General features: G+C 68.8%; 19 protein-coding genes and 1 pseudogene. 8 read left to right on the forward strand and 12 right to left on the reverse strand.

Going from position 1 to position 20429, the window contains the following annotated elements; genetic code table 11:
* Positions 1–8: 8 nt before the first annotated feature.
* Complete coding sequence (locus GVY39_RS11835; RefSeq protein ID WP_159923321.1) at positions 9–1346, reverse strand: glycogen debranching protein; 1338 nt, start codon at positions 1344–1346, stop codon at positions 9–11.
* Between the two features lie 227 nt (positions 1347–1573).
* On the opposite strand from GVY39_RS11835, the gene GVY39_RS11840 reads away from it, so the two are divergent.
* Positions 1574–2263 (forward strand): SDR family oxidoreductase, encoded by a 690-nt coding sequence (locus GVY39_RS11840; RefSeq protein WP_159923319.1) that lies wholly within the window; start codon positions 1574–1576, stop codon positions 2261–2263.
* Positions 2264–2476: 213 nt separating this feature from the next.
* Here GVY39_RS11840 and leuS read toward each other — a convergent pair whose 3' ends face one another.
* Complete coding sequence (gene leuS, locus GVY39_RS11845; protein WP_159923317.1) at positions 2477–5323, reverse strand: leucine--tRNA ligase; 2847 nt, start codon at positions 5321–5323, stop codon at positions 2477–2479.
* A gap of 162 nt (positions 5324–5485) precedes the next feature.
* Here leuS and GVY39_RS11850 point away from each other — a divergent pair, with 162 nt between their 5' ends.
* Positions 5486–5893, forward strand: a complete 408-nt coding sequence (locus GVY39_RS11850; protein WP_159923315.1) for an SdpI family protein — start codon at positions 5486–5488, stop codon at positions 5891–5893.
* 42 nt (positions 5894–5935) lie between these two features.
* Here GVY39_RS11850 and GVY39_RS11855 read toward each other — a convergent pair whose 3' ends face one another.
* The 5 genes from GVY39_RS11855 to GVY39_RS11875 all read right to left on the reverse strand — a co-directional run bounded on the left by GVY39_RS11855 (position 5936) and on the right by GVY39_RS11875 (position 10917).
* The gene (locus GVY39_RS11855; RefSeq protein WP_236565402.1) at positions 5936–6325 is read right to left on the reverse strand and encodes a hypothetical protein; all 390 of its coding nucleotides are present in this window, start codon (positions 6323–6325) and stop codon (positions 5936–5938) included.
* 102 nt (positions 6326–6427) lie between these two features.
* Positions 6428–7462 carry an aminotransferase class I/II-fold pyridoxal phosphate-dependent enzyme gene (locus tag GVY39_RS11860; protein WP_159923313.1) on the reverse strand — a complete coding sequence of 345 codons (1035 nt, stop codon included), beginning with the start codon at positions 7460–7462 and terminating at the stop codon, positions 6428–6430.
* On the reverse strand, positions 7459–8481 hold the full coding sequence (locus GVY39_RS11865; RefSeq protein WP_159923594.1) for a 3-oxoacyl-ACP synthase III family protein: 1023 nt from the start codon (positions 8479–8481) through the stop codon (positions 7459–7461). The genes GVY39_RS11860 and GVY39_RS11865 overlap by 4 nt, the downstream gene beginning before the upstream one ends.
* A 31-nt stretch (positions 8482–8512) precedes the next feature.
* Positions 8513–9172 (reverse strand): SRPBCC family protein, encoded by a 660-nt coding sequence (locus GVY39_RS11870; RefSeq protein WP_159923311.1) that lies wholly within the window; start codon positions 9170–9172, stop codon positions 8513–8515.
* 56 nt (positions 9173–9228) lie between these two features.
* Positions 9229–10917 carry a thiamine pyrophosphate-binding protein gene (locus GVY39_RS11875; RefSeq protein WP_159923309.1) on the reverse strand — a complete coding sequence of 563 codons (1689 nt, stop codon included), beginning with the start codon at positions 10915–10917 and terminating at the stop codon, positions 9229–9231.
* Between the two features lie 138 nt (positions 10918–11055).
* Here GVY39_RS11875 and GVY39_RS11880 point away from each other — a divergent pair, with 138 nt between their 5' ends.
* On the forward strand, positions 11056–11586 hold the full coding sequence (locus GVY39_RS11880) for an EXLDI protein (RefSeq protein ID WP_159923307.1): 531 nt from the start codon (positions 11056–11058) through the stop codon (positions 11584–11586).
* Positions 11587–11662: 76 nt separating this feature from the next.
* Here GVY39_RS11880 and GVY39_RS11885 read toward each other — a convergent pair whose 3' ends face one another.
* The 3 genes from GVY39_RS11885 to GVY39_RS11895 form a co-directional block, all read right to left on the reverse strand.
* Positions 11663–12400, reverse strand: coding sequence for an anti-sigma factor (locus GVY39_RS11885; protein WP_159923305.1), 738 nt, complete (start codon positions 12398–12400; stop codon positions 11663–11665).
* Positions 12397–12912 carry a sigma-70 family RNA polymerase sigma factor gene (locus GVY39_RS11890; RefSeq protein WP_159923592.1) on the reverse strand — a complete coding sequence of 172 codons (516 nt, stop codon included), beginning with the start codon at positions 12910–12912 and terminating at the stop codon, positions 12397–12399. The genes GVY39_RS11885 and GVY39_RS11890 overlap by 4 nt, the downstream gene beginning before the upstream one ends.
* Positions 12913–13065: 153 nt before the next feature.
* Positions 13066–13710 carry a YqgE/AlgH family protein gene (locus GVY39_RS11895; RefSeq protein WP_159923303.1) on the reverse strand — a complete coding sequence of 215 codons (645 nt, stop codon included), beginning with the start codon at positions 13708–13710 and terminating at the stop codon, positions 13066–13068.
* Positions 13711–13846: 136 nt separating this feature from the next.
* Between GVY39_RS11895 and GVY39_RS11900 the strand changes: the two genes are divergently transcribed.
* A complete protein-coding gene (locus tag GVY39_RS11900) occupies positions 13847–14608 on the forward strand; it encodes a 1-acyl-sn-glycerol-3-phosphate acyltransferase (RefSeq protein ID WP_159923301.1) in 762 nt (253 codons plus the stop codon).
* A 4-nt stretch (positions 14609–14612) separates the two neighbouring features.
* On the opposite strand, the gene GVY39_RS11905 is transcribed toward GVY39_RS11900, so the two are convergent.
* Positions 14613–14924 (reverse strand): GNAT family N-acetyltransferase, encoded by a 312-nt coding sequence (locus GVY39_RS11905; protein WP_159923299.1) that lies wholly within the window; start codon positions 14922–14924, stop codon positions 14613–14615.
* Positions 14925–15081: 157 nt separating this feature from the next.
* Here GVY39_RS11905 and GVY39_RS11910 point away from each other — a divergent pair, with 157 nt between their 5' ends.
* Both GVY39_RS11910 and GVY39_RS11915 read left to right on the forward strand, forming a co-directional pair.
* Positions 15082–16671 carry an alpha/beta fold hydrolase gene (locus tag GVY39_RS11910; RefSeq protein ID WP_159923297.1) on the forward strand — a complete coding sequence of 530 codons (1590 nt, stop codon included), beginning with the start codon at positions 15082–15084 and terminating at the stop codon, positions 16669–16671.
* Positions 16672–16940: 269 nt separating this feature from the next.
* A complete protein-coding gene (locus tag GVY39_RS11915; RefSeq protein WP_159923295.1) occupies positions 16941–18065 on the forward strand; it encodes a glycerate kinase in 1125 nt (374 codons plus the stop codon).
* On the opposite strand, the gene GVY39_RS11920 is transcribed toward GVY39_RS11915, so the two are convergent.
* On the reverse strand, positions 18062–18412 hold the full coding sequence (locus GVY39_RS11920) for a winged helix-turn-helix transcriptional regulator (RefSeq protein WP_370523785.1): 351 nt from the start codon (positions 18410–18412) through the stop codon (positions 18062–18064). The genes GVY39_RS11915 and GVY39_RS11920 overlap by 4 nt on opposite strands.
* 86 nt (positions 18413–18498) lie before the next feature.
* On the opposite strand from GVY39_RS11920, the pseudogene GVY39_RS11925 reads away from it, so the two are divergent.
* Both GVY39_RS11925 and GVY39_RS11930 read left to right on the forward strand, forming a co-directional pair.
* A pseudogene (locus GVY39_RS11925) lies at positions 18499–19434 on the forward strand (NAD(P)-dependent oxidoreductase); the annotation flags it as partial.
* A gap of 150 nt (positions 19435–19584) precedes the next feature.
* Positions 19585–20394, forward strand: a complete 810-nt coding sequence (locus GVY39_RS11930; RefSeq protein WP_159923289.1) for a metalloregulator ArsR/SmtB family transcription factor — start codon at positions 19585–19587, stop codon at positions 20392–20394.
* The last annotated feature ends 35 nt before the right edge of the window (positions 20395–20429 follow it).

A 20429-nucleotide genomic window follows, 5' to 3' on the forward strand; every position in this document is an offset into this window, starting at 1 on the left:
GGAGTCCGTCACCCGAGCCAATCCAGGACCGACGCCGCCGTCCACGACTGCTGCATGCTGCCGAGTGGTTCGCCGGTGAACGGCTCGTAGTACTCGGCGAAGCTGCCGTCGCTGGCCTGGCGCAGGCCCTCGGCACGCAGCATGAACGAGCGCTCGGCCCAACCGCGCCTGGCGAAGACCCAGGAGAACAGCCAGCTCATCACCGGCCATACCGGGCCGCGCCAGTACTCCCGGGAACGGAAGTCCTTGGACACCGGCGAAGTCGAAGGCGGCAGCGCATAGCGCAGATCCGGGTGCCCGCAGAAGCGCGGGCCTTCGAACAATCGCAGCAAGCTGCGCTCGGTGTCGCGGGGCAGGCCGCCACACAGCAGCGGCGCGAACATCGAGAGCGTCTCGGTGTTGATCCACCGCTGTAACCGCACGTCGAAGTCACGGGCAGCGCCCGTGCGGGCGTCGGCCGTCGCGACGACGCCCGCGCGGAACCGGTCGGCCCACGCGTGGAGATCGCGTACGTCGGCGTGGGGCTGCTTGTACTCTTCACCGATATTGGCCAGGACTTCGCAGGCCAGCGCGAAGATCCCGGTGACGAACACGTCCTCGACCGCGAAGCTCATGGTGGAGGCGAGCTGATAGTCGTCGTAGCCGGCGCGACGCATCTGCTCGACCAGCCACAGGTAGCGGTCGTACTCGCGATCGGTGGGCCGCTGGCTCGGATCGGAGACCACCAGCACGTCCTCGCGGCGATAAGGCGGCAGGTCGCCGGGGACCACGTGCTCGTAGGCGCGATCCCAGCGCGGCGAGTTGTCCATGCCGGACTCCCAGCCGTGATACAGCGTGATGCGGCCGGTCTCCTTGGGATCGCGGGCGTGCGCCAGCCAGCGGTGCCAGCGCACCAGGTCCGGCCAGCGCCGGTTGAGGAACTCCTCGGCCACCGCCCTGGTACTGCGGCCGTGCCTGCGCGAGTGGTCGAGAATCCGCTGTACCGCGATGGCGTGCACCGGCGGCTGGGTGATCCCCGAGGTGTCCGGGCCGTCCGGCGCGTTGATCGCCAGCTTCCGGCATTCCCACCGGGCCGGGCCGGGAAAGTAACCGTCCACGCCGTTGGCGAAGACGATGTGCGGGATCATGCCGTTCTTCCACTGCGCCGAGAGCAGAGTGTCCAGCTCGACCACCGCCCGCTCCACGCTCAGCGGCGCCAGCCCGACCGCGACGAAGGCCGCGTCCCAGCTCCACATGTGCGGGTACAGCCGTGGCGCCGCGCTGGTCATCGTGCCCAGGTCGTTGCCGCGCAGCAGGTAGGCAGCACGGGCCGCGAGCTGGGTGGGGGTGAAGCCCGGATGCGCCATCCCCCTATTCTGCGATGTCACCCGCAGATATGCCCGCTCAGCGGTGTCCGTTTCGGCCCCATCCCCTCGGCCCGTGGCCGGATCGTGTTCGGCGGTTCTCACTCTCGAATGCCCCGTCCCTGATTGGTTGCTCGAGATTCTCGGTCGATTTAGCCCGCATCGCTAGTCATTCGTCCAGTGCTACCGGTTTTTACGCCTTACTCACGCACCTGGTTACGGTGGGGCCCATGACTTCCGCCGCGACCCCGAAACCGACCGCGTTGATCACCGGCGCCAGCCGCGGCCTCGGCGCCGCGATCGCCCGCGAACTCGCACCCACGCACGACCTGCTGCTCGGTGCGCGATCGGGGGAGTCGCTGCGCGGCGTCCTGGCGGAGTTGCCCGGTGCGCAGGGCTGGCCGGTCGAGTTGACCGATTACCAGGCCCTGGCCGATGCGGTCGCGCCGATTCGCAACCTGAACGTGCTGGTGCACAACGCGGGCATCGCCGACCTCGGCACCATCGCGGAATCCACCGTCGAGCAGTGGCGGAATACGTTGGAAGCCAATCTGATCGCGGTCGCCGAGCTCACCAGGTTGCTGCTGCCCGCGCTGCGGGCGGGCGATGGCCACGTGGTGCTGATCAACTCCGGCGCGGGGTTGCGCGCGAACGCGGGCTGGGCCTCGTACGCGGCGAGCAAGTTCGGGCTGCGCGCTTTCGGTGACGCGTTGCGGCTCGAGGAGCCGCGACTGCGGGTGACCTCGATCCATCCGGGGCGCATCGACACCGACATGCAGCGGGAGATCATCGCGGGCGAGGGGCGTGAGTACCGGGCCGAGGAGTTCCTCACACCCGAGACGGTGGCTTACGCGGTGCGTTGCGCCATCGACACCCCGCGCGACGCGCACCCCACCGAGGTCGTACTCCGGCCGTACTGAACACCGACGCCACCAGGCTTCCGTCCACGGGCGCGCGCCGAACTGGGCGGCGGTGCGAGGTCGGCTCACCGTCGCGGCCTGTGAACGCCCGATGCGAGTCCGGGTTCCGCCGCTCCCCGTTGCGGAGGTTCGAGCGGACAAGCGGGTTCGCGTGCGGACGAACGCTGCCGATCCGGTCACCGCGGGCACGCCGCTCACGGTGACCGGAACGCCTCAGGCGACGATATTGATCAGCCGCCCGGGCACCACGATCAGCTTGCGCGGCGCCGCACCGTTGAGCAGCGCGGCGATCTTCTCGTCCGCCAGCGCGGCGGCCTCGATGGCCGCGTTGTCGGCATCCGCGGGCACTCGGACCCGGCTGCGCACCTTGCCGTTCACCTGAATCGGGTACTCCACCGATTCCTCCACCAGCAGCGCGGGATCCGCGACCGGGAACGGGCCGTGCGCCAGAGATTCGGTGTGCCCCAGGCGTTCCCACAGTTCCTCGGCGATGTGCGGGGCCAACGGCGCCAACATCAGCACCAGCGGCTCCACCACCGAGCGGGGCGCGCCGTCCGGGTAGCTCTTGGTCAGGTGGTTGGTCAGCTCGATCAGTTTGGCGCCAGCCGTGTTGTCGCGCAGTGCGGCGAGATCCTCGTCCACACCCGCGATCGTCTTGTGCAGCAGGCGCAGCGTCTCCTCGGCCGGCGCGGCGTCGGTGACCCGCAGCGCGCCGGTCTCCTCCTGCACCACCAGACGCCATATCCGCTGCAGGAACCGGTGCGCGCCGACGACGTCCTTGGTGGCCCACGGCCGCGAGGTGTCCAGCGGCCCCATCGCCATCTCGTAGAAGCGGAAGGTGTCCGCGCCGTACAGATCGCACATCTCGTCCGGGGAGATGGCGTTCTTCAGCGACTTCCCGATCTTGCCGTACTCCTGGAACACCTCGATCTCGGTTCCGGTGGCGTCGGTCCAGAAGAACTTGCCCTCGCGCTCCACCACCTCCGCGGCGGGCACGTACGCGCCACGTGAGTCGGTGTAGGCGTGCGCCTGGATGTAACCCTGGTTGAACAGCCGCCGGTACGGCTCGGACGCGCTGACGTCACCCAGGTCGAACAGCACTTTTTGCCAGAACCGGGCGTACAGCAGGTGCAGCACCGCGTGCTCGACGCCGCCGACGTACAGGTCGACGCCGCCCGGGTCGTTCGGGCCGTGTTCGGCGGGACGCGGACCCAGCCAGTAGGCCTCGTTCTCCTCCGCGCAGAACTTCTCCGCGTTCGTCGGATCGGCGTAGCGGATCTCGTACCAGGAGCTGCCCGCCCACTGCGGCATGACGTTGGTGTCGCGGCGGTACCGCTTCGGCCCGTCGCCCAGATCCAGCTCGACTTCGACCCAGTCGGTGGCCTTGGCCAGCGGCGGGGACGGTTCGGAGTTCGCGTCGTCCGGATCGAAGGTCACCGGCGCGAAGTCGTCCAGCTCCGGAAGCCGCACCGGCAGCATGGATTCCGGCAGCGCGTGGGGTGCGCCGTGCTCGTCGTACACGATCGGGAACGGCTCGCCCCAGTAGCGCTGGCGGGCGAACAGCCAATCGCGCAGCTTGTACTGGATGGTGCCGGTGCCGTGCCCGTCGGTTTGCAGCCGGGCGATCATCGCCGCCTTGGCATCCTCGACGGACATCCCGTCGAGGTAGTCCGAGTTCACCAGCGTGCCTTCGCCGGCGTGCGCCCCGCTGTCCAGGTCGCCGCCGCTGATCACCTCGACGATCGGCAGCCCGAGAGCGGAGGCGAACTCCCAGTCACGGTGGTCGTGTCCGGGCACGGCCATGATGGCGCCGGTGCCGTAGCCGCTGAGCACGTAGTCGGCGATGAAGATCGGCACCGCCTTGCCGTTGGCCGGGTTGGTCGCGTAGGTGCCGAGGAAGACGCCGGTCTTCTCCTTGTTCTCCTGACGCTCCAGATCCGATTTGGCGGCGATCGACTTGCGGTAGGCCGCGACCGCGTCTGCCGGTGTGGCGGCGCCGTGATTGGTCCAGCGGGAGTCGGTGCTCTCCGGCCACGCGGCCGCGGTCAGCTTGTCGACCAGCGCGTGTTCCGGGGCGAGCACGACATAGGTGGCGCCGAAGAGGGTGTCGGGCCGGGTGGTGAAGACCTCGATCTGCTCGCCGTCGGCGTCGAACTTCACCTGCGCGCCGCGGGATCGCCCGATCCAGTTGCGCTGCATGGCCTTCACGTTGTCCGGCCAGTCCAATCGGTCCAGGTCGTCGACCAGCCGATCGGAATAGGCGGTGATGCGCATCATCCACTGCCGCAGCCGCTTACGGAACACCGGGAAGTTGCCGCGTTCGCTGCGGCCGTCGGCGGTGACTTCTTCGTTGGCCAGCACGGTGCCCAGACCGGGACACCAATTGACGACCGAATCGGTCTGGTACACCAGTCGATACGAGTCCAGCAACGCGCCACGCTCGGCCGTGCTCAGCGTTGCCCAGTCCCGGCCGTCCGGAACCGGCCGTGCCCCGGAGGCGAATTGGGCCTCCAGCTCGGCGATCGGGCGGGCGCGATCGGCTTCCTGGTCGTACCAGGCGTTGTAGATGCGCAGGAAGATCCATTGGGTCCAGCGGTAGTACTCGGGATCGGTGGTCGCGAACGAGCGGCGCCGGTCGTGCCCGAGCCCCAGCCGGTCGAGCTGGCGCTGCATCGTGGCGATGTTCGACTCGGTGGTGTCGCGCGGGTGCGCGCCGGTCTGCACCGCGTACTGCTCGGCGGGCAGGCCGAAGGCGTCGTAGCCGAGAGCGTGCAGCACGTTGCGGCCGTGCATGCGGTGATAGCGCGCGAAGACGTCGGTGGCGATGTAGCCGAGCGGGTGCCCGACGTGCAGGCCCGCGCCGGACGGGTACGGGAACATGTCCTGGATGAACAGCTTGTCCGGGGGAGTCGGGCCGGCCAGCGGGCCCACCGGGTTCGGTGCGTGGAAGGTTCCGCGTTCGTCCCACGTCCGCTGCCACCGGCGCTCGATGCGGCCGGCAAGCTCCGCGTTGTACCGGTGCTCTGGTACATCGCTTTCGGTTACGCGTGTGTCTTGCACGGTCCTGCCTTCTTGTGGTCGCCGATCCCCGACAAACTTCGTCTATCAGGGTAGAACGTCCCCTCGGCTGGACCGGAAATCGGGCTGGCCTGGACTTCCGGCCGGTTCGCCGACGGGCCGCCCGTCGGTGGCCGGTCGGCACCGATGCGCTAGCCTGCATGGGTGTTCGTCGTCGCTCTCGTCCTGTTCGTGTCGGCTGTCGTGGCCGTCACAACCGGCGCACTCGGACTGATCGGCCGGTTGCCCCGCAATCGTTTCTTCGGGGTCCACACCGAGGCCGCGTTGTCCACCGACGAGACGTTCCGCGTCGCCAACCGTGTCGCCGCTCCCACCTCGATCGGGGCGGGGGCGCTGCTGTTCGCCGGTGGCCTCGTCGCGCTGGTCGCGGGCGGGATCGCCGGACTCGTGGTCGCGGCTGGAGCCGCCGTGATAGCGCTGTTCACCCTCGGCGCGGGCGCGAATGCCGCCGCGCAGGCGGCCGAAGCCATCGCCCCGCCGCCCGCTACCGGCGGATGCGGTAACTCTTGTGGCGCCTGCTCACTCCGCGACGCCTGCCAGCCCGCGGGCTGACGCTGATCGGCCGGGCCTGGTCCGGTTCGAGCGCGCGGGCGTTCACTCCGCGTCTCGCGCGCACTCCGGCGGCGTGACACCGCGTGACAGCGGGCTGCCGACCGGGGTGACGTAGAGCACGCAAAGCAGTACCGGCACCGGCCCGAGGTTGCGCGCCACGTGTGGATAGCGCGGACCACTCGGTTCACGGAAGACTCGCAGGTGCCGGTAGGTGACCGGCGCGCAATCCGCGCCCGGATGATCGAGGGTCCCCCGTGCGACCAGCACGAACAGTGTCCCGTCGTGATAGTGCCATCCGCTGCTGCCGCCGGGCTCGATGACCGTTTGACGCAGGATGAACGCCCACCGCCCCACGGCGAACCGGAACAGCACACGACTCGCCGTCCCTCGGGCAGGCGCCGCGTTGGCCTCGAATTCGCGCCACACCTTCACGATCGAACCACCTCATGCCTGGCTGCTCAAACGGCGAACGCGCGCGCACGGGAGTCTGGCGCATATGCGCCTGGAGTGTGAAGAACTGTCGTCCAACCCCGGTCAAGGAGTGCGTGTCGAGAGGGCTTGGAGGACCGCATGGTCGGCGGAGAGGTCACCGACGGCGATCCGGGCACTGCCGTCGGGATAGGACTTCGCGGCTATGCCCGCGCGGCGCAGGGCGGTGGTAGCGCCGGGGCCGGGGACGTACAGGAAGTTGGCGTGGCTCTCCGGTATCGCGTACCCGCGAGCCAGTAGCGCGCCGCGGAGCGCGTCTCGCTGCTCGGTGATGCGAAGGGTTCGTGCGGCGAGTTCTGGTTCGGCGGCGTAGGAAGCCGCGACCGCGGCCACCGCCGCCGCGCCCACCCCGAAAGGAAGTTGCAGCCGGTTGACGCGCGCGATCAGCTCGGCTCGGCCGACGGCGTAGCCGATGCGCAGACCTGCCAAGCCATACGCCTTCGAGAAGGTGCGCACAATCAGCAGATCGGGATGCTTCGCGATCAGCGCCAGCGGGTCGGCGTGTTCTGCGGCGCCGAGGAATTCGACGTATGCCTCGTCCAGGATCACCGGAACGCGGGTCGGCACGTCGGACAGGAATGCTTTCAGCTCGTCCGCCGGAATCACCGTTCCGGTGGGGTTGTGCGGACGGCACACCACTACCAGGGCGGTTCGCCGGTTGATGGCGCGGCGCATCGCCCGCAGGTCCTGCTTGCCTGTCGGGTCCAGCGGCACCGGCACGGCCGTGAGGCCGGTCATCTCGGCCATGATCGGGTACCCGTCGAATGTCGGCGAGCTGTAGACGATCTCCGCTCCCGGCGTGGTCAACGTCTGCATGATCTGCAGCGCCACGCCGGTCGCGCCCGAACCGACCACGATCTGCTCCGCCCGCACGCCCACGTGGCCCGCGATCAGCGTCGGCAGCCGCCGCGGGAGGAACTCCGGGTACCGGTTGGCCTGAGCGAGCGTCATGTGCACGGCCCGCAGCACCGAAGGCAGCGGTGGGAACGGATTTTCGCTCAGGGAGAGGTCGAATCGGGGCGGCACCCGGGTCGTCCGGCGGGTGGAGGGCCGGGTGCCGTCGATGACGTGCACGCTCATCGCGCCGCTCCCCAGCGGACGGCGGCCGCGCCCGCGAAGTCGCCCGCGTGCGCGAACGCCGCCATCAAAACCAGCGATCCGTTGGGTAGCCGTCCCGCCCGGTTCTCCACGTCCAGGGTCACCGGGATACCGGCGGCGAACAGATTCCCGCAGGAGTCGAAGGTGTCGGGATGCCGCTGCGGCGGAAGCTCCAGCGCGTCGTGCCAGTTGCGCAGGAACAGCCGGTTGGGTTGGTTGGTGACGAACGTGTCGACGTCACGTCCCCGCACGCCGATCCGATCGCACACCGCGAGAGCCACTTCCGGAACCAGCCGGTTGCCGCGGGAGAACACCTTGGCGACCTTGGACTCGGTGAAGCTGACGCTGGCCTGGCCCTCGCCCGGCTCCCAGTACTTGCGCACGCCATGGGTGGAAAACGCCATGTCGCCGGCGAATTCGGGATAGGTACGGCATTCGATGTCGAGAATCGGCGCGCTGTCGTCCTTGCGGAGCAGTCCCACACCGCAGCCGTCGCCGGGTACCGGCGCCTGGGCCAGCTTGCGGATCTCGGTCTGGGTGAACACCGATCCCGCGCAGTTCTGGGTCGCCGCGATCAGCGCGGTGCGGGCGGAGGTGCTCTGCAGGATCATCCGGGCCATCGCCATCATGTGCACGAACGCCGCGCACCCGCTGTTGTGCACGTCGTAGACGAACGAGGGACGGATACCGAGCCGTCGCGCGACCTCGGGCCCGCAGCCGAGCACCGGATTGTCCGGCAGCTGGGTGTGGGTGATCAGAACGTCGACCTCGGCGATGGCGTCGGCGCCGTTGCGTTCGATCAGCGGCGCGACAGCGCGTTCGACCATGTCCACCGCGGTCTCGTCGCGCGCCGCGTGATGGCGGCCTTTGGGTGCGCGGAACATGACGTTCTTCGCCATCCGGTCCGAGCGCGCGAACTGAGTGAAGTACTCGGTGCCGACCGGCTCGCCGGGCAGGTAGCTCGCCACGTCGACGAGACTGACCGGCGGCAGGCCGGGCATGTTCTGGTGCATGGGGGTGTTCACGGGCGTCTCACTTCATCCAGTCGGGCTTGACGGGCAGGCCGTGCGCGGCCCGGTACTCGCAGATGGCCTTGAGGTTGTCCATCTCCAGCTGGTGACCCGCCGAGAACATCTCCCAGAAGTCGCCGACCCACTCCGGCCGCTCCGGTGGCGCGGTCTCGGGGAAGGGGTTGTTGTCATAGAAGGGGTGCTTGCAGTTCACCCAGAGCACCACCGAACCCGGCCTGTCGAACACCACCTGCGCATCGATCACGCGCAGCAGGTAGATCATCCACAGGTGTTTCGACTGGTCCCACGCGCAGTGGTAGTCGACCGTCATCGCGTCGGGGTTCGCGACGGTACGGGTGTAGATCTTGGTCTCCGCGCCGAGCCGGTCGTAGGCCAGCCACAGTCCTGGTTCGTCGGTCTCGACAAACCCGCGCAGGCCGTAGGTCCACTCCTCCATCGACCGGGGGTCGGCGAGGTATTCGTAGACCTCTCGCGGCGGCGCCTCGATGTATCCCTGCACCGGACAGTATTCGCCGTAGATCTGGTCGTGCGGATACACCGACCGAAGCATGTCGATGATGATCGGCTCGGTCGCGTCCTTGTCGGAGTTCTCGATGCGCAGCACACCCGGCAACCCTCCTTCCGGAATGTCACCGAGGGCGGGGGCAGAACTGGTGGTCATGGTGATACTCCTCTTGGCTGGCATGGGCGCGGCACCGTTGCCGGCGAAGCGGGTGTTCATCCGGGGTTCCTGGATTGCTCGATGGTGGTCAGGAACGGCAGGAACGGAGGGACCTCGTCGGGGTCGCATTCGATCGAAAGGAACGACGGCCCTTCGATCTCCAGGCAGTGGTGTAGCGCGGCGGCGAGATCACCGACGGTGTGCACCGAGAACGCGGGCAGTTCGGGGAACATCGCGGCGACGCCCGCCCCGAGATAGGCCGGACGGAATCGGTTGAAGCTGTAGCGGTCCCGGTAGTACAGCTGCTCCCTGGTCACGCACATCGCATGCGCGTTGTTGTTCAGCACGACGAAGGTGACCGGCAGGGCATGCTCGATCGCGGTGTGCAGCTCCATGCCGTGCATGTAGAACGCGCCGTCCCCGGCGATGACCACCGTGCGCCGTACGCCGTCCGTCCGCGCGTGCCGCGCGAACGCGGATCCGATGCCCGCGCCGAACGCGTAACCCATCCCGCCCATGCCGAGCGCGACCACGAACCGTCCGTCCCGTGGGACTTGGAGATGGTGCACGACGGCCGCGCCGGTATTGCCTGCGTCGGCGAAGACGTCGGTGCCTTCCGGCAACGCGGCGTCGATCGTCTCGACGAGATCCCGGTAACGCAGGCCGGGACCGGAGGAGGTCGGCACGCGGAGGACAGTCGGCGGTCGCGCCGCGCGGACGCGTTCGGATCCGGCGCTGTCGTCATCCAGTTCGTCGGCGAGGCCGGCGAGCGTGCGGGAGAGATCGGTACTGGTCGCGTGGATGGCGGGCAGGTACGGCGGCGCCACGCCGATGCTCGCCACCGTGCACTCGGCGAGCGAAGTCTCCAAGCCGGCGCGGGTGGGGACCGGCAATCGGGTGCCGATCAGCAGGCACAGCGCCGAGGACCGGATGGCCGCGGCCAGTTCGGGATGACCCATGCTGCCCGTGACACCGCAGAAAGCGGGATCGGTGTTGTCATAGGTGTCCTTCGCGTCCGGCGCGACACCCACGGCGGCGTCCAGTGCGGCGGCCAGGCGAGCCAGCTCGGCGCGAGCGTCGTCGCGCGCGACCTGATCGCCCGCGACGATCACGATCTTCCCGGTGTGCCGGGCAGTGGTGAGCGCGGCGCGCACGCGGGCGATTCCCGCGTGATCGGACCGATGCGTCCTAGGGCTGGGACGGAATGGCTCCACCTCGCCCATATCGGCTTGCTGTACGTCTTTGGGCAGCAGCAGTACCGCCGGCCCGCCGCGCCGAGCCGCAGTCACCGCCCTGTCGAGCTGATCGGGCAGGTCGGCGGCGTTCTCCACCCGCGCGCAATAGGTGCTGACCGCACCGAAGAGGCGGACGGCGTCGATGGCGCCCGCGCGTCCGCTGGTGTCCTGGAACGCGCCGCTGCCCTCCAAGGCGGTCGGGGGCTGCCCGACCAACGCGAGTACGGGCACTCGCGATGCGAACGATTCGGCGAGTCCGGCGACCAGATTCATCGCGCCACCGCCGGAGGTCGCCGCGACCACGCCGAATCCGCCGGTGGTGCGGGCGTAGCCGTCGGCCATCGTGGCCGCGGAGAACTCGTGTTTGGCGACCACCCCCGTCACGTCGCCCGGCGCGTCGAAGATCGCGTCGTACAGATCCTCGATATTGGCGCCGTCCACCCCGAAGATGTGCCGCACCCCCAGCGTCGAAGCCGCTCGCACCAGATAATCCACGACCCGAGTCCGCATCGGCACTCCTTCCCCGCTGACGAAAACTCGACTGCGTATATGAGTGATACGGAGTCGGCCGCCGAACGGTTCAACGGGTGATCAGCGGGCGATACCGCCGTGCTTGCGTGTACGTATACATCTACGTATAGTTGGGGCATGCCCAACAAGACGATCTATGTTGCCGATGACGACCTGCCGCTCTTCCAGCGTGCGCAGGAACTCGTCGGCGGCAACCTCTCGGGGGCGGTGGTCACGGCACTGCGCCGGTTCATCGAACTCGAGGAGGGCCGGCTGGAAGGCTACGACGAGGTCGTGCTCGGGGTCGGTCGCGATGGTGTCCGACAGGTGCGCTTCTCCGGCACCCTGCTCGGAGAGTGGCGCGATGTCAACGATACGCGGATCGAGCATGTCCGGGTCTATCGCACGCGCAAGGGCAAGTACGTGATGCACGCTCAGTATTCGAATTGGGACGAATACCCCGCCGACGCCGGTACGAGCTGGCTCAAGGACTGGAAGGACCCGAAAAGCTGGCGGCGCCTGCTCGGTCTCGGGCAGCAGGACTGGGGTGAGTTCATCTTCGTCGTCGTGGATTCGCTCGACGAGTTGAAGGGGCAGTTGCCCGACATGCTCTATCGGCGGGTGGTGGACCTGGCCGAGGGGCCGAAGATCGAGGACTTGGACATCTAGCCGCCGCGCGCGCCCCGAGCGTCAGGTGCCGGACCGACGACCCCCGCGGACAATGCCCCGGAGGTCGTTCAACCGGTCAGACCGTGCCGACGAGCAGCACCTTCCCGGAGTTCGCCGCGCGGATCTCGACCGAGCGGACCTGGTCGGGCGGGCCGTCGATGGTCCGGTCGATGGTCAGCTCGGTGCCGGGGCCCGCGGGCCATTGGTCGAGTTGCTGCTGCTGCCCGTCGGCGCGGGTGACGTACAGCGCGAGGTTCCAGTCGTAGCGCAACTGCTCGCCCGGCGGATAGCTGCAGGACATCACGACGCGGGTCCGGTCGCCGTCGGCCGGAAGGAGTTTGAAGCTCGCCGAGACCGGCGTCGGCTCCAGCGGATTCATCTGACGTTCGACGAACGCCTGCTCACTGGTTCCCGGGTCCGGTGCGCCGTCCGACCCGGACACCGAGACCGCGATGGGGACCGCGATCGCCGCCGCCGCCGCGGCCGAGGCCACCGCGATGCCGACCGAGGTCCACCCGCTGCGGCGGCGCCTCCGTTCGGCCGCGTCGGCGAGCCGCGGTGGTGGCGGGAGCGGCGGCATCGGCGGTGGAGCCGAATCCGGGACCTCGCCCGCCCGCGACTCGATCATCGCGGTCGCGACTTCGGTCTCCACGAGAGCGAGCATGCCCGGCAGGCCCGCGAGTTCTCCCACGGCCGCCCGGCAGTCGGGGCAGCTGGCGAGATGGCTCTCGTATCGCAGGCGCTCGTCGCGGGTGAGGGAGCCGAGCACGTACGGGGCGTCCCACGTGGTGTAGTCGTCGGTGATGTCCGTCATTGATTCGTCACCCCCATCTCCTGTAGTGCCAGGCGCAACGCGCGCATACCGTAGTGCATCCGTGACTTCACCGTGCCCGCCGGGACGTCGAGTTCCTCGGCGATCTGGTGGGTGGACAGCCCCCGGTAGTAGGCCCGCACGATCACCTCGCGGTGGTCGGCGCTGAGCCTGCCGAGAGCGTCGGCGACCAGCCAGCCGTCCAGTGCGCGGTCGGACTGGTCCGGAGCCGCCCGTTCGGGCGGATTGTCGGTGCGGAACTCGCGCCTGCTGCGGGCGCTGCGGTGCTCATCCACGGCGAGATTGCGCGCCACGGTGAACAGCCACGCCCGCGCCGACATGGTGGACTGATCCAAGACGTTGGGGCGTTGCCAGGCCCGCAGCAATGTTTCCTGCACGATGTCCTCTGCCCGTCCCGGATCTCGCACCAAGCCGAGCGTGTACCGCCACAGTGGGGTGGCGTGTTCGCGATAGAGAGTCCGCATCAATTCGGACTGGTCGTCAGGCTGGCTCATCCCGCCGCGTGTCTTGCGCACAACTGGATACCTCTCCGCTCGGATTGCGGGGCCGGCGTGTGGGTGCACCCGATGAGTCACCCATGCGCTTGCCGGTTCAGTTGTCGTATCCCATGTCGTGTCTCCTTTTGGTCCTACGAGGAGTACACGTTCTCAGTTGCGTTCGAGTTCAATCGGGTGTGTCGCCAGCAGGGACAGCGGAAGCGGCTGGCGGCGCAGCACGTGCGCCCACAGATCGGGACGGCCGGTGCTGATCGGATCGGACGGCAACGCCGACACCACGATCCAGTCGTTGTTCTCCAGCTCGCCTTCCAGCTGGCCGAAGGTCCAGCCCGCGTAGCCCGCGAAGATCCGGATGCCCTCGACGAGCGGGCCGACCCGCTCGGGATCGGCGTCCAGGTCGACCAGGACGACGCGCCCGTCGATGCGGCGCAGTCCGGGGACGCCCTCGATCTGCGCGCCGACCCGGACGGTGCCCAGGCACAGCGCGGCATCCCGTTTCACGGGGCCGCCGATGAACAGTGTGCGCGGCGCCGCGGCCGCCTCCGTCCAGCGCGGCAGCACCTCGTGCACAGCCGTGTCGCTCGGGCGGTTGAGCACGACGCCGAGACTGCCCGCCTCGTTGTGCTCGATGATGTAGACGACGGTGCGCCGGAAGGTCGGCTCGACCAGTTCGGTGGCCGATACCAGCAGCGTTCCGGCACGAACCACCTGCTCGCCGTGCCGGGAATCGCGTCGTCTACGGTCGCCGTGCCCGCCGCGAGTCTTCCGATCGTCCGGGTCTTCTGCGCGTGCCACTCGGACATCATCGCAGCTGTTCGCCCACAATGCGCCTTCTGCGGCCGACTTCTGTCTTATCGATTTGCCGAGCCGGGCCGGGACCGATGCCGGACGGCGCGTCGCGCTACCGGGGCGACATCGTAGAGTCCAGGCCATGGAACCGCCCGAGGTGCGCCTCGAGAACAGCGACACCGTGTACGACTTCTACCGCGATCATCGCCAGAACCGCCTGAAGGCATGGGGGGCCTACGCCATTCTCGGCCGCCGCTACCATCCGCGCGTCACCTACGCCGGCGGCGCCCGCGAAGCGCTCCGTGCGGTGGTCAGGCAGGGCAGGCCGCTGCTGATCGCGATCAACCATCTCTCCGAGAACGACCCCTACACCGTGGCCGCGGCGGCGTGGCGCAGCGGCCTACGGCGGGTGATCGGCCGGGTGCGCGTACTGGCCAAGGACGAACTGTTCGTCGATCCCGATCAGCGGCGCAAGATCGACATGATGGGCGGCATCCCGGTGTTCCGCGGCAAGGACCACGGCATCCGCGCGGTGAACGCCGCGGGTCAGCGCATGATGGACGTCTGCGCGGAGCGGATGGCCCGCGGCGACGGCGTCGCGGTCTTCCCGGAGGGCACTTGCAACGACGTGGACCCGGCCCGGGTGCAGGCGGTCGGCAGCGGCATCGGGCACATCGCGTTCCGTGCGATGAAGCTCGGCGCCGAGCCCGTGCTGGTGTCCATGGCGCTGAGCTACGGACCGCGCCGGGACCCCGCGGTGCGGCCGACGAAGGAGGAGGTCAAGGGGGCCAGCTTCTACTTCAATGTCCCGGTGCTCGACCTGCCGACCCGGCCCGGCGACATCGCCCGGTTGGTGCGCACCGATCTGCAGGAGGCGCTCGACGGCGCCGTCGCGGCGTACTGAACGCCTACTGCGGCAGGTTGAGCCGGTCGCGCGCCCAATGCGGCACCATCGTGAGGTATTCGGGGCGGGTCTCGATGAAATGGTGGACCGTCCGGCACATGGGCAGCGCGCCGAGCTTGTCCTCGCGGGTGTTGTTCAGCGCGGTCTCCACCAGCAGCCGCGCATAGCCCTGGCCCTCGTACCGCGGGTAGATCTCGGTGTGCACGAACGCGCGCTCGGAGGCCGTGTCCTGGTATTCGGCGTAGCCGGCGATCGCACCGTCGACGTAGATTTCGAAACGTTCCAGTGCGGTGTTATTGCTGACCTCGGTCGACATGGCTCGACGCTACTCTGTGCGCCCGTGTCCGGGTAAATCACACACCGGACCGGGCGGAATCCCGCCACCGACTTGTCTGTCCCGCCGGGCCTGCGCAGAATGCTCTTGGTCGGGTCCGTCGTCGCACGCGATGGGCACGCCCGGGGAGGTACGGAAAATGTTGAGGACACTGCGTGTTTCGCGGGCCGCGGCCACCGTCGTCGCCGTGGGCCTGCTCGGGGGATCGATCGCCACCGGCGTTGCGAGCGCCGCGCCGGGAGTCGCGTTCGGCAAGTGTCCCGACGGGGCTGTGCCCGCCGACCGGGGCGTGCAGTGCGCCGTCGTCAGTGTTCCGATGAGCTACGCCGACCCGGACGGGACGAAGATCGAGCTGACCGTCAGCCGGATCGCCGCCACCGGCGAACGGCAGGGAGTCCTGTTCGCCAATCCTGGCGGACCCGGTGCGGACGCGCTGGACTATTGGGCGCGCCGGTTGAACGTGTTCCCCGCCGAACTCGCCGAGCGCTACGACCGGATCGCCGTCCAGCCGCGCGGACTGCGATGGGCGACACCGCTGGAATGCGGCGCGAGCGCGAAAAATGGTGAGGGGCAACAGGTATCGTTGGGCGGCGGCAACCGCGACGCCATCAAGAAGGCGTGCGACGCGGCGCAGCCCGGATATCTGGCCACCATCACCACCGAGAACACCGCGCGTGACATCGACGCCGTGCGCGCGGCGCTCGGGCTGGAACGGATCGGCTACCTCGGCACCTCCTACGGCACCTACCTCGGCGCGGTCTACGCCGCGTTGTTCGGCGACCGGGTGGACCGCATGATCCTGGATTCCAACGTCCACCCGGATTGGGTGTGGACCGAGGAATTCGCCCAACAGCAGGTCGCGGGGAAACAGCGCCTGGACGATCTGTTCACTTGGATCGCCGAACACGACGACGAATACCACCTCGGCGACACCGCCTTGCAGGTCTACCGCAACTGGGTCCGGCTGGCGGCCGCGCAAGGGGGCGGCTGGTACGCCAACCTGACCCCACCGCCCGCGAGTGTCGCAGACCTGCCCGGTGCGCTGCCCGAGCCGCTGGCCGAGATCGCGAGGGACGGCTACAACGGCAGCGTCGAGCAACTCGGCAAAGTGCAGAACCTGTTGCGCACTCTGGTGACCGGCGGTGTCTCCGCGCAAGTGCCGTTGCTGGGCGCGACCACCGTGGCCACCTACACCCGCACCTTCTGGCCGACCTTCGCCCGCGCGATGGCCGACGCGGCGGCCGATCCGGCGAACGTGCAGCGCCTGCGGGCCATCGAGGGCGCCACCTCGACCGACCCCACCGGGCGTTTCGTGTTCAGCGCGATCACCTGCAACGAGAATGCCGTGAGCGGCAGGCCGGAGTTGCTCGGCGCAGCGGTCGGCACCATAGCTTCCGGCGGCAACGCGATGGACGCGCGCGCCGACCTGGTGCGCTCCGGAATGGCCTGTGGGTCATGGAAGCCCGTGACGAAACCGGTGCCGATCACCGGTGCCGGCCTGCGCACCGCGCCGCTGGTGCTGCAGAGCCGCCACGACGCGCTGACCAAGTACGAAGGCGGCCCGGCCATGGCCGCGGCGCTGGGCGGTGCGCTGGTGGTCGTCGAGGGCGGTGACCACGGCACGTTCGGTCGCGGCAATCCCGCGGTGGACGAGGCCGTGCTCACCTATCTGCGCACCGGGAAGGTCGACATCACCCGAGCCGATCAGGCGCCACTGCCCGCGACTTGAGCGGGCGCACGGCATCGCGGCCCGAGTCGAGCCGTGTCCCCGGACCTGTGTGCCGCTGCGAGATGCGGCACACGCGCGTGGCTGGTCGGCGGTTCTTGGCCGGGCGGATTCGCGCAGCACGCGACCGGCACCTCCGTGCAGAGGTGCGAGTAGCAGGTCCGGATAACCGGCGTGTCGGGTCGGACGTTCGGCACTGCGGCTTGACGGCGTTCCTCTCGGCGGTCGCGCCGTGTGGTGCGGCCGGTCCGGCCGGGTCCGAGAATGTGGGGATGACACGAGCATCCGCCACGCGAGTGATCGTCGCTCCGGACAAGTTCAAGGGGTCGCTCACCGCGCCGGAAGTGGCGGCGGCACTGGCCGCGGGGTTGCGGCGTGCCGCGCCGGATGCCGAGGTCCGGCAGGTGCCGGTCGCAGACGGCGGTGACGGCACGGTCGAGGCGTTCCTCGCGGCCGGTTGGACGCGTGTGGAACTGACCGCTCCGGGACCTACCGGCGTGCCCACCCGTACGGCCTATGCTCGGCGCGGTGCGACCGCGGTCGTCGAACTGGCCGCGGTCGTCGGTCTCGCGACCCTGCCCGAGGGGCGGCTCGATCCGTTGCACGCGAGCACGTTCGGGCTCGGGGTCGTGCTGGCACACGCGATGGACCATGGGGTCGCAGAGATCACGCTCGGGCTGGGCGGCAGCGCGTCCACCGACGGCGGCGCGGGCATGCTGCAGGCACTCGGCGTGCGCGTCCTGGACGCCGAGGGCCGGGAACTGCCGCGCGGCGCGGCGGTGCTGACCCGGGCTGCACGGCTGGACTGCTCCGGCCTGCATTCCGGTGTGGCGAGCACGTCGTTCACGCTCGCTTGCGATGTCGACAATCCGCTGCTCGGGCCCACCGGCGCCGCCGCGGTCTACGCACCGCAGAAGGGAGCGGGCCCCGCCGAAGTCGAGGTTCTCGAATCCGCGCTCGCCACCTGGGCCGAACTCGTCGGATCCGGCTTCGCCCGGCAACCGGGCGCGGGCGCGGCGGGCGGGACCGGTTTCGGTGCGCTCGCCGTGCTGGGCGCGCGGGTGCGCAGCGGCATCGAGGTCGTTCTGGAACTGCTCGAGTTCCCCGATCTGCTCGCGGACGTCGCTTTGGTCATCACCGGTGAAGGCTCACTCGATCGACAGAGTCTGCACGGCAAAGCCCCGGTCGGCGTGTGCGCGGCTGCCCGGAAGGCGAACGTCCCGGTGGTCGCTGTCGTCGGTCGCACGCTGCTCGAACCCGACGAGATCCGGGCCGCGGGCTTCGCGGATTGTCATGCGCTCGCCGATCTGGAACCCGACCCGGACCGTTCGATGGCCGAGGCGGCGATGCTGCTCGAACGCGTCGGCGCGCGGATCGCCGTCGAGCGATCGGTCTAACTCGCCGACGCCAGCAGTTTCGCGGCCAGTTCGTGCCGGTGCCGTTCGCCCCACTCCTCGAGCGGACGCAGCGCCACGGCCAGCTCCTTGCCCAGCGGGGTGAGCGAGTATTCGACTCGGGGCGGGACCTCGGGGTAGACCTCGCGATGCACCACGCCGGTCGACTCGAGCTGGCGCAGGTTTTCGGCGAGCACCTTCTCGCTGACCCCCTCGAGCATCCTGCGGATCTGGCCGAAGCGCTGGGGGCCGGTGCCGAGCACCCACATCAGGTGCAGTTTCCACTTGCCGCCGACAACGTCGATCGCGACCGTCATACCGCATATATCGTGATCCGCGTCACTGTTCATGCCCACCGCGCTCCTTTGACCTCGATTCGAACCTCGAAGTAAGCAACCGCACCTCGACGTTCGGTCTTCCCGACTCTACCTGCGGGAACGACCATGGATCCCGGCGCCGACGCAAATCCGAACGAGAATCGAAGGAACACATCATGTCCGAGCAGACCCCCGCCCGCGCTGTCTCCGTCGTCGGCTTGGGGCCGATGGGTCAGGCGATGGTCCGGGCTTTCCTGGAAGCCGGCGTCGCGGTGACGGTGTGGAACCGCAGCCCCGAGAAGGTCGACGCCATGGTGGAACTCGGTGCGAAGCGCGCCGCCACCGTCGCCGACGCGCTCGACGCCAACGAGGTGACCGTGCTCAGCCTCACCCACTACGCGGCCATGTACGACGTGCTGGGCCAGGCGGCCGGTCATCTGAAGGGTAAGGTGATCGCGAATCTGTCCTCCGATTCGCCGGAGAAGGCGCGAAAGGGCGCGCAGTGGGTTCGCTCGCACGGCGCGGAGTTCATCTCCGGCGGCGTCATGTCGGCGGGGGACAACATCGTGCACCCGGCGTCCTACATCTTCTACAGCGGTCCTCGCGAGGTGTTCGACGCGCACGCCGAGCTGCTGCGCCCGCTGAGCCCGCAGGAGTACCTCGGCACGGACGACGGCTTGGCGCAGGTCTTCTACCAGGGGCTGCTGACCATCTTCCATCCGTGGTTGCTCGCCTTCGACCAGGCCACCGCCATGATCGACCGCTCCGGCCACGACATCGCCGCGTTCGTCCCGTTCGCGATTCGCTCGGCCGCCGCTTTTCCCTACTTCATGGAGGAGTTCTCGGTCGCCAACCAGAACGGCGGCTGGGCCTCCCTGGCCAGCCTGAAGATGATGGACGCGGGCGCGCAGCACATCATCGACGCGAGTGAGGAAGTCGGCGTGGACGCCATCCTCTCGCACACTGCCCAAGGCCTCTGGCGTAAAGCCATTGCTGCCAGCGAGAAGGCCGGCACCCCTGTCTCCACCTACGCCCTGCTCCGCGATCCCTCCTGATACCCCGACCTCGCAGAGTCGGTCGGTTCCTCGCCCAGCCGGGCGAGAAACCCGACCGACTCTGCGAGGTTTTTCGTGGCTTGATATGCAGCCATAAGGCTGCCTATAGTAAATGGGCAGCCTACCGGCTGCATGTTGGGAAGGTGGACGATGGACGAGGTGTTCCGGGCGTTGGCCGATCCGAGTCGGCGGCGGCTGCTCGACAGCCTGAATGCCCGCAACGGGCAGACGCTGCGGGAGTTGTGCGCCGGACTGGCGATGGCCCGCCAGTCGGTGAGCAAGCATCTCGCGATGCTGGAGGCGGCCAACCTCATCACGACCCGGCGCAGCGGCCGGGAGAAATTGCACTACCTCAATGCCGAGCCCATCAACGCCATCGCCGAACGCTGGATCAACCGGTACGACCGCGCGCAGGTCGGCATCCTCGCCGACCTGAAGAGAGCACTGGAGGAACAACCCATGGGCGACAACGCATTCGTCTACACGACCTACATCAAGACCACTCCCGAAAAGCTGTGGCAGGCGCTCACCGACCCGGTGTTCACCGATCGTTACTGGGGCGCCGGCTTCGACACGGATTGGCGTCCGGGCTCGGTGATGGAGTGGCGGCAGCGGGGCTGGGCCAACAAGGACCCCGAGCAAGTGGTGCTCGAATCCGAGCCGTACCGCCGCCTGTCCTACACCTGGCACACGTTCGACCCCGCCTTCGCCGAGGCCTTCGAGATGAACCCGGACGATGTCGCCGCGTGGGCGCGTGAGCCCCGTTCCAAGGTGGCGTTCGAGATCGAGCCCCAGGGCGAGGTCGTCAAGCTGACCGTCGTGCACGACGGCTTCGAACCGGGCAGTGCGGTCCTGGAAGCGATCCGCGGCGGCTGGCCGAGCATTTTGTCCAACCTCAAGACGTTGTTGGAGACGGGAGACGTTCTGCCGGAGCCGGAGACTGCCGCGCAGTCGCAGTAGGCCTCGTGCGTGGAGCGGCGATGCCGAAGCAATAG

It is taken from the genome of Nocardia sp. CY15, from assembly GCF_009829295.1.
GTDB lineage: Bacteria > Actinomycetota > Actinomycetes > Mycobacteriales > Mycobacteriaceae > Nocardia > Nocardia sputi.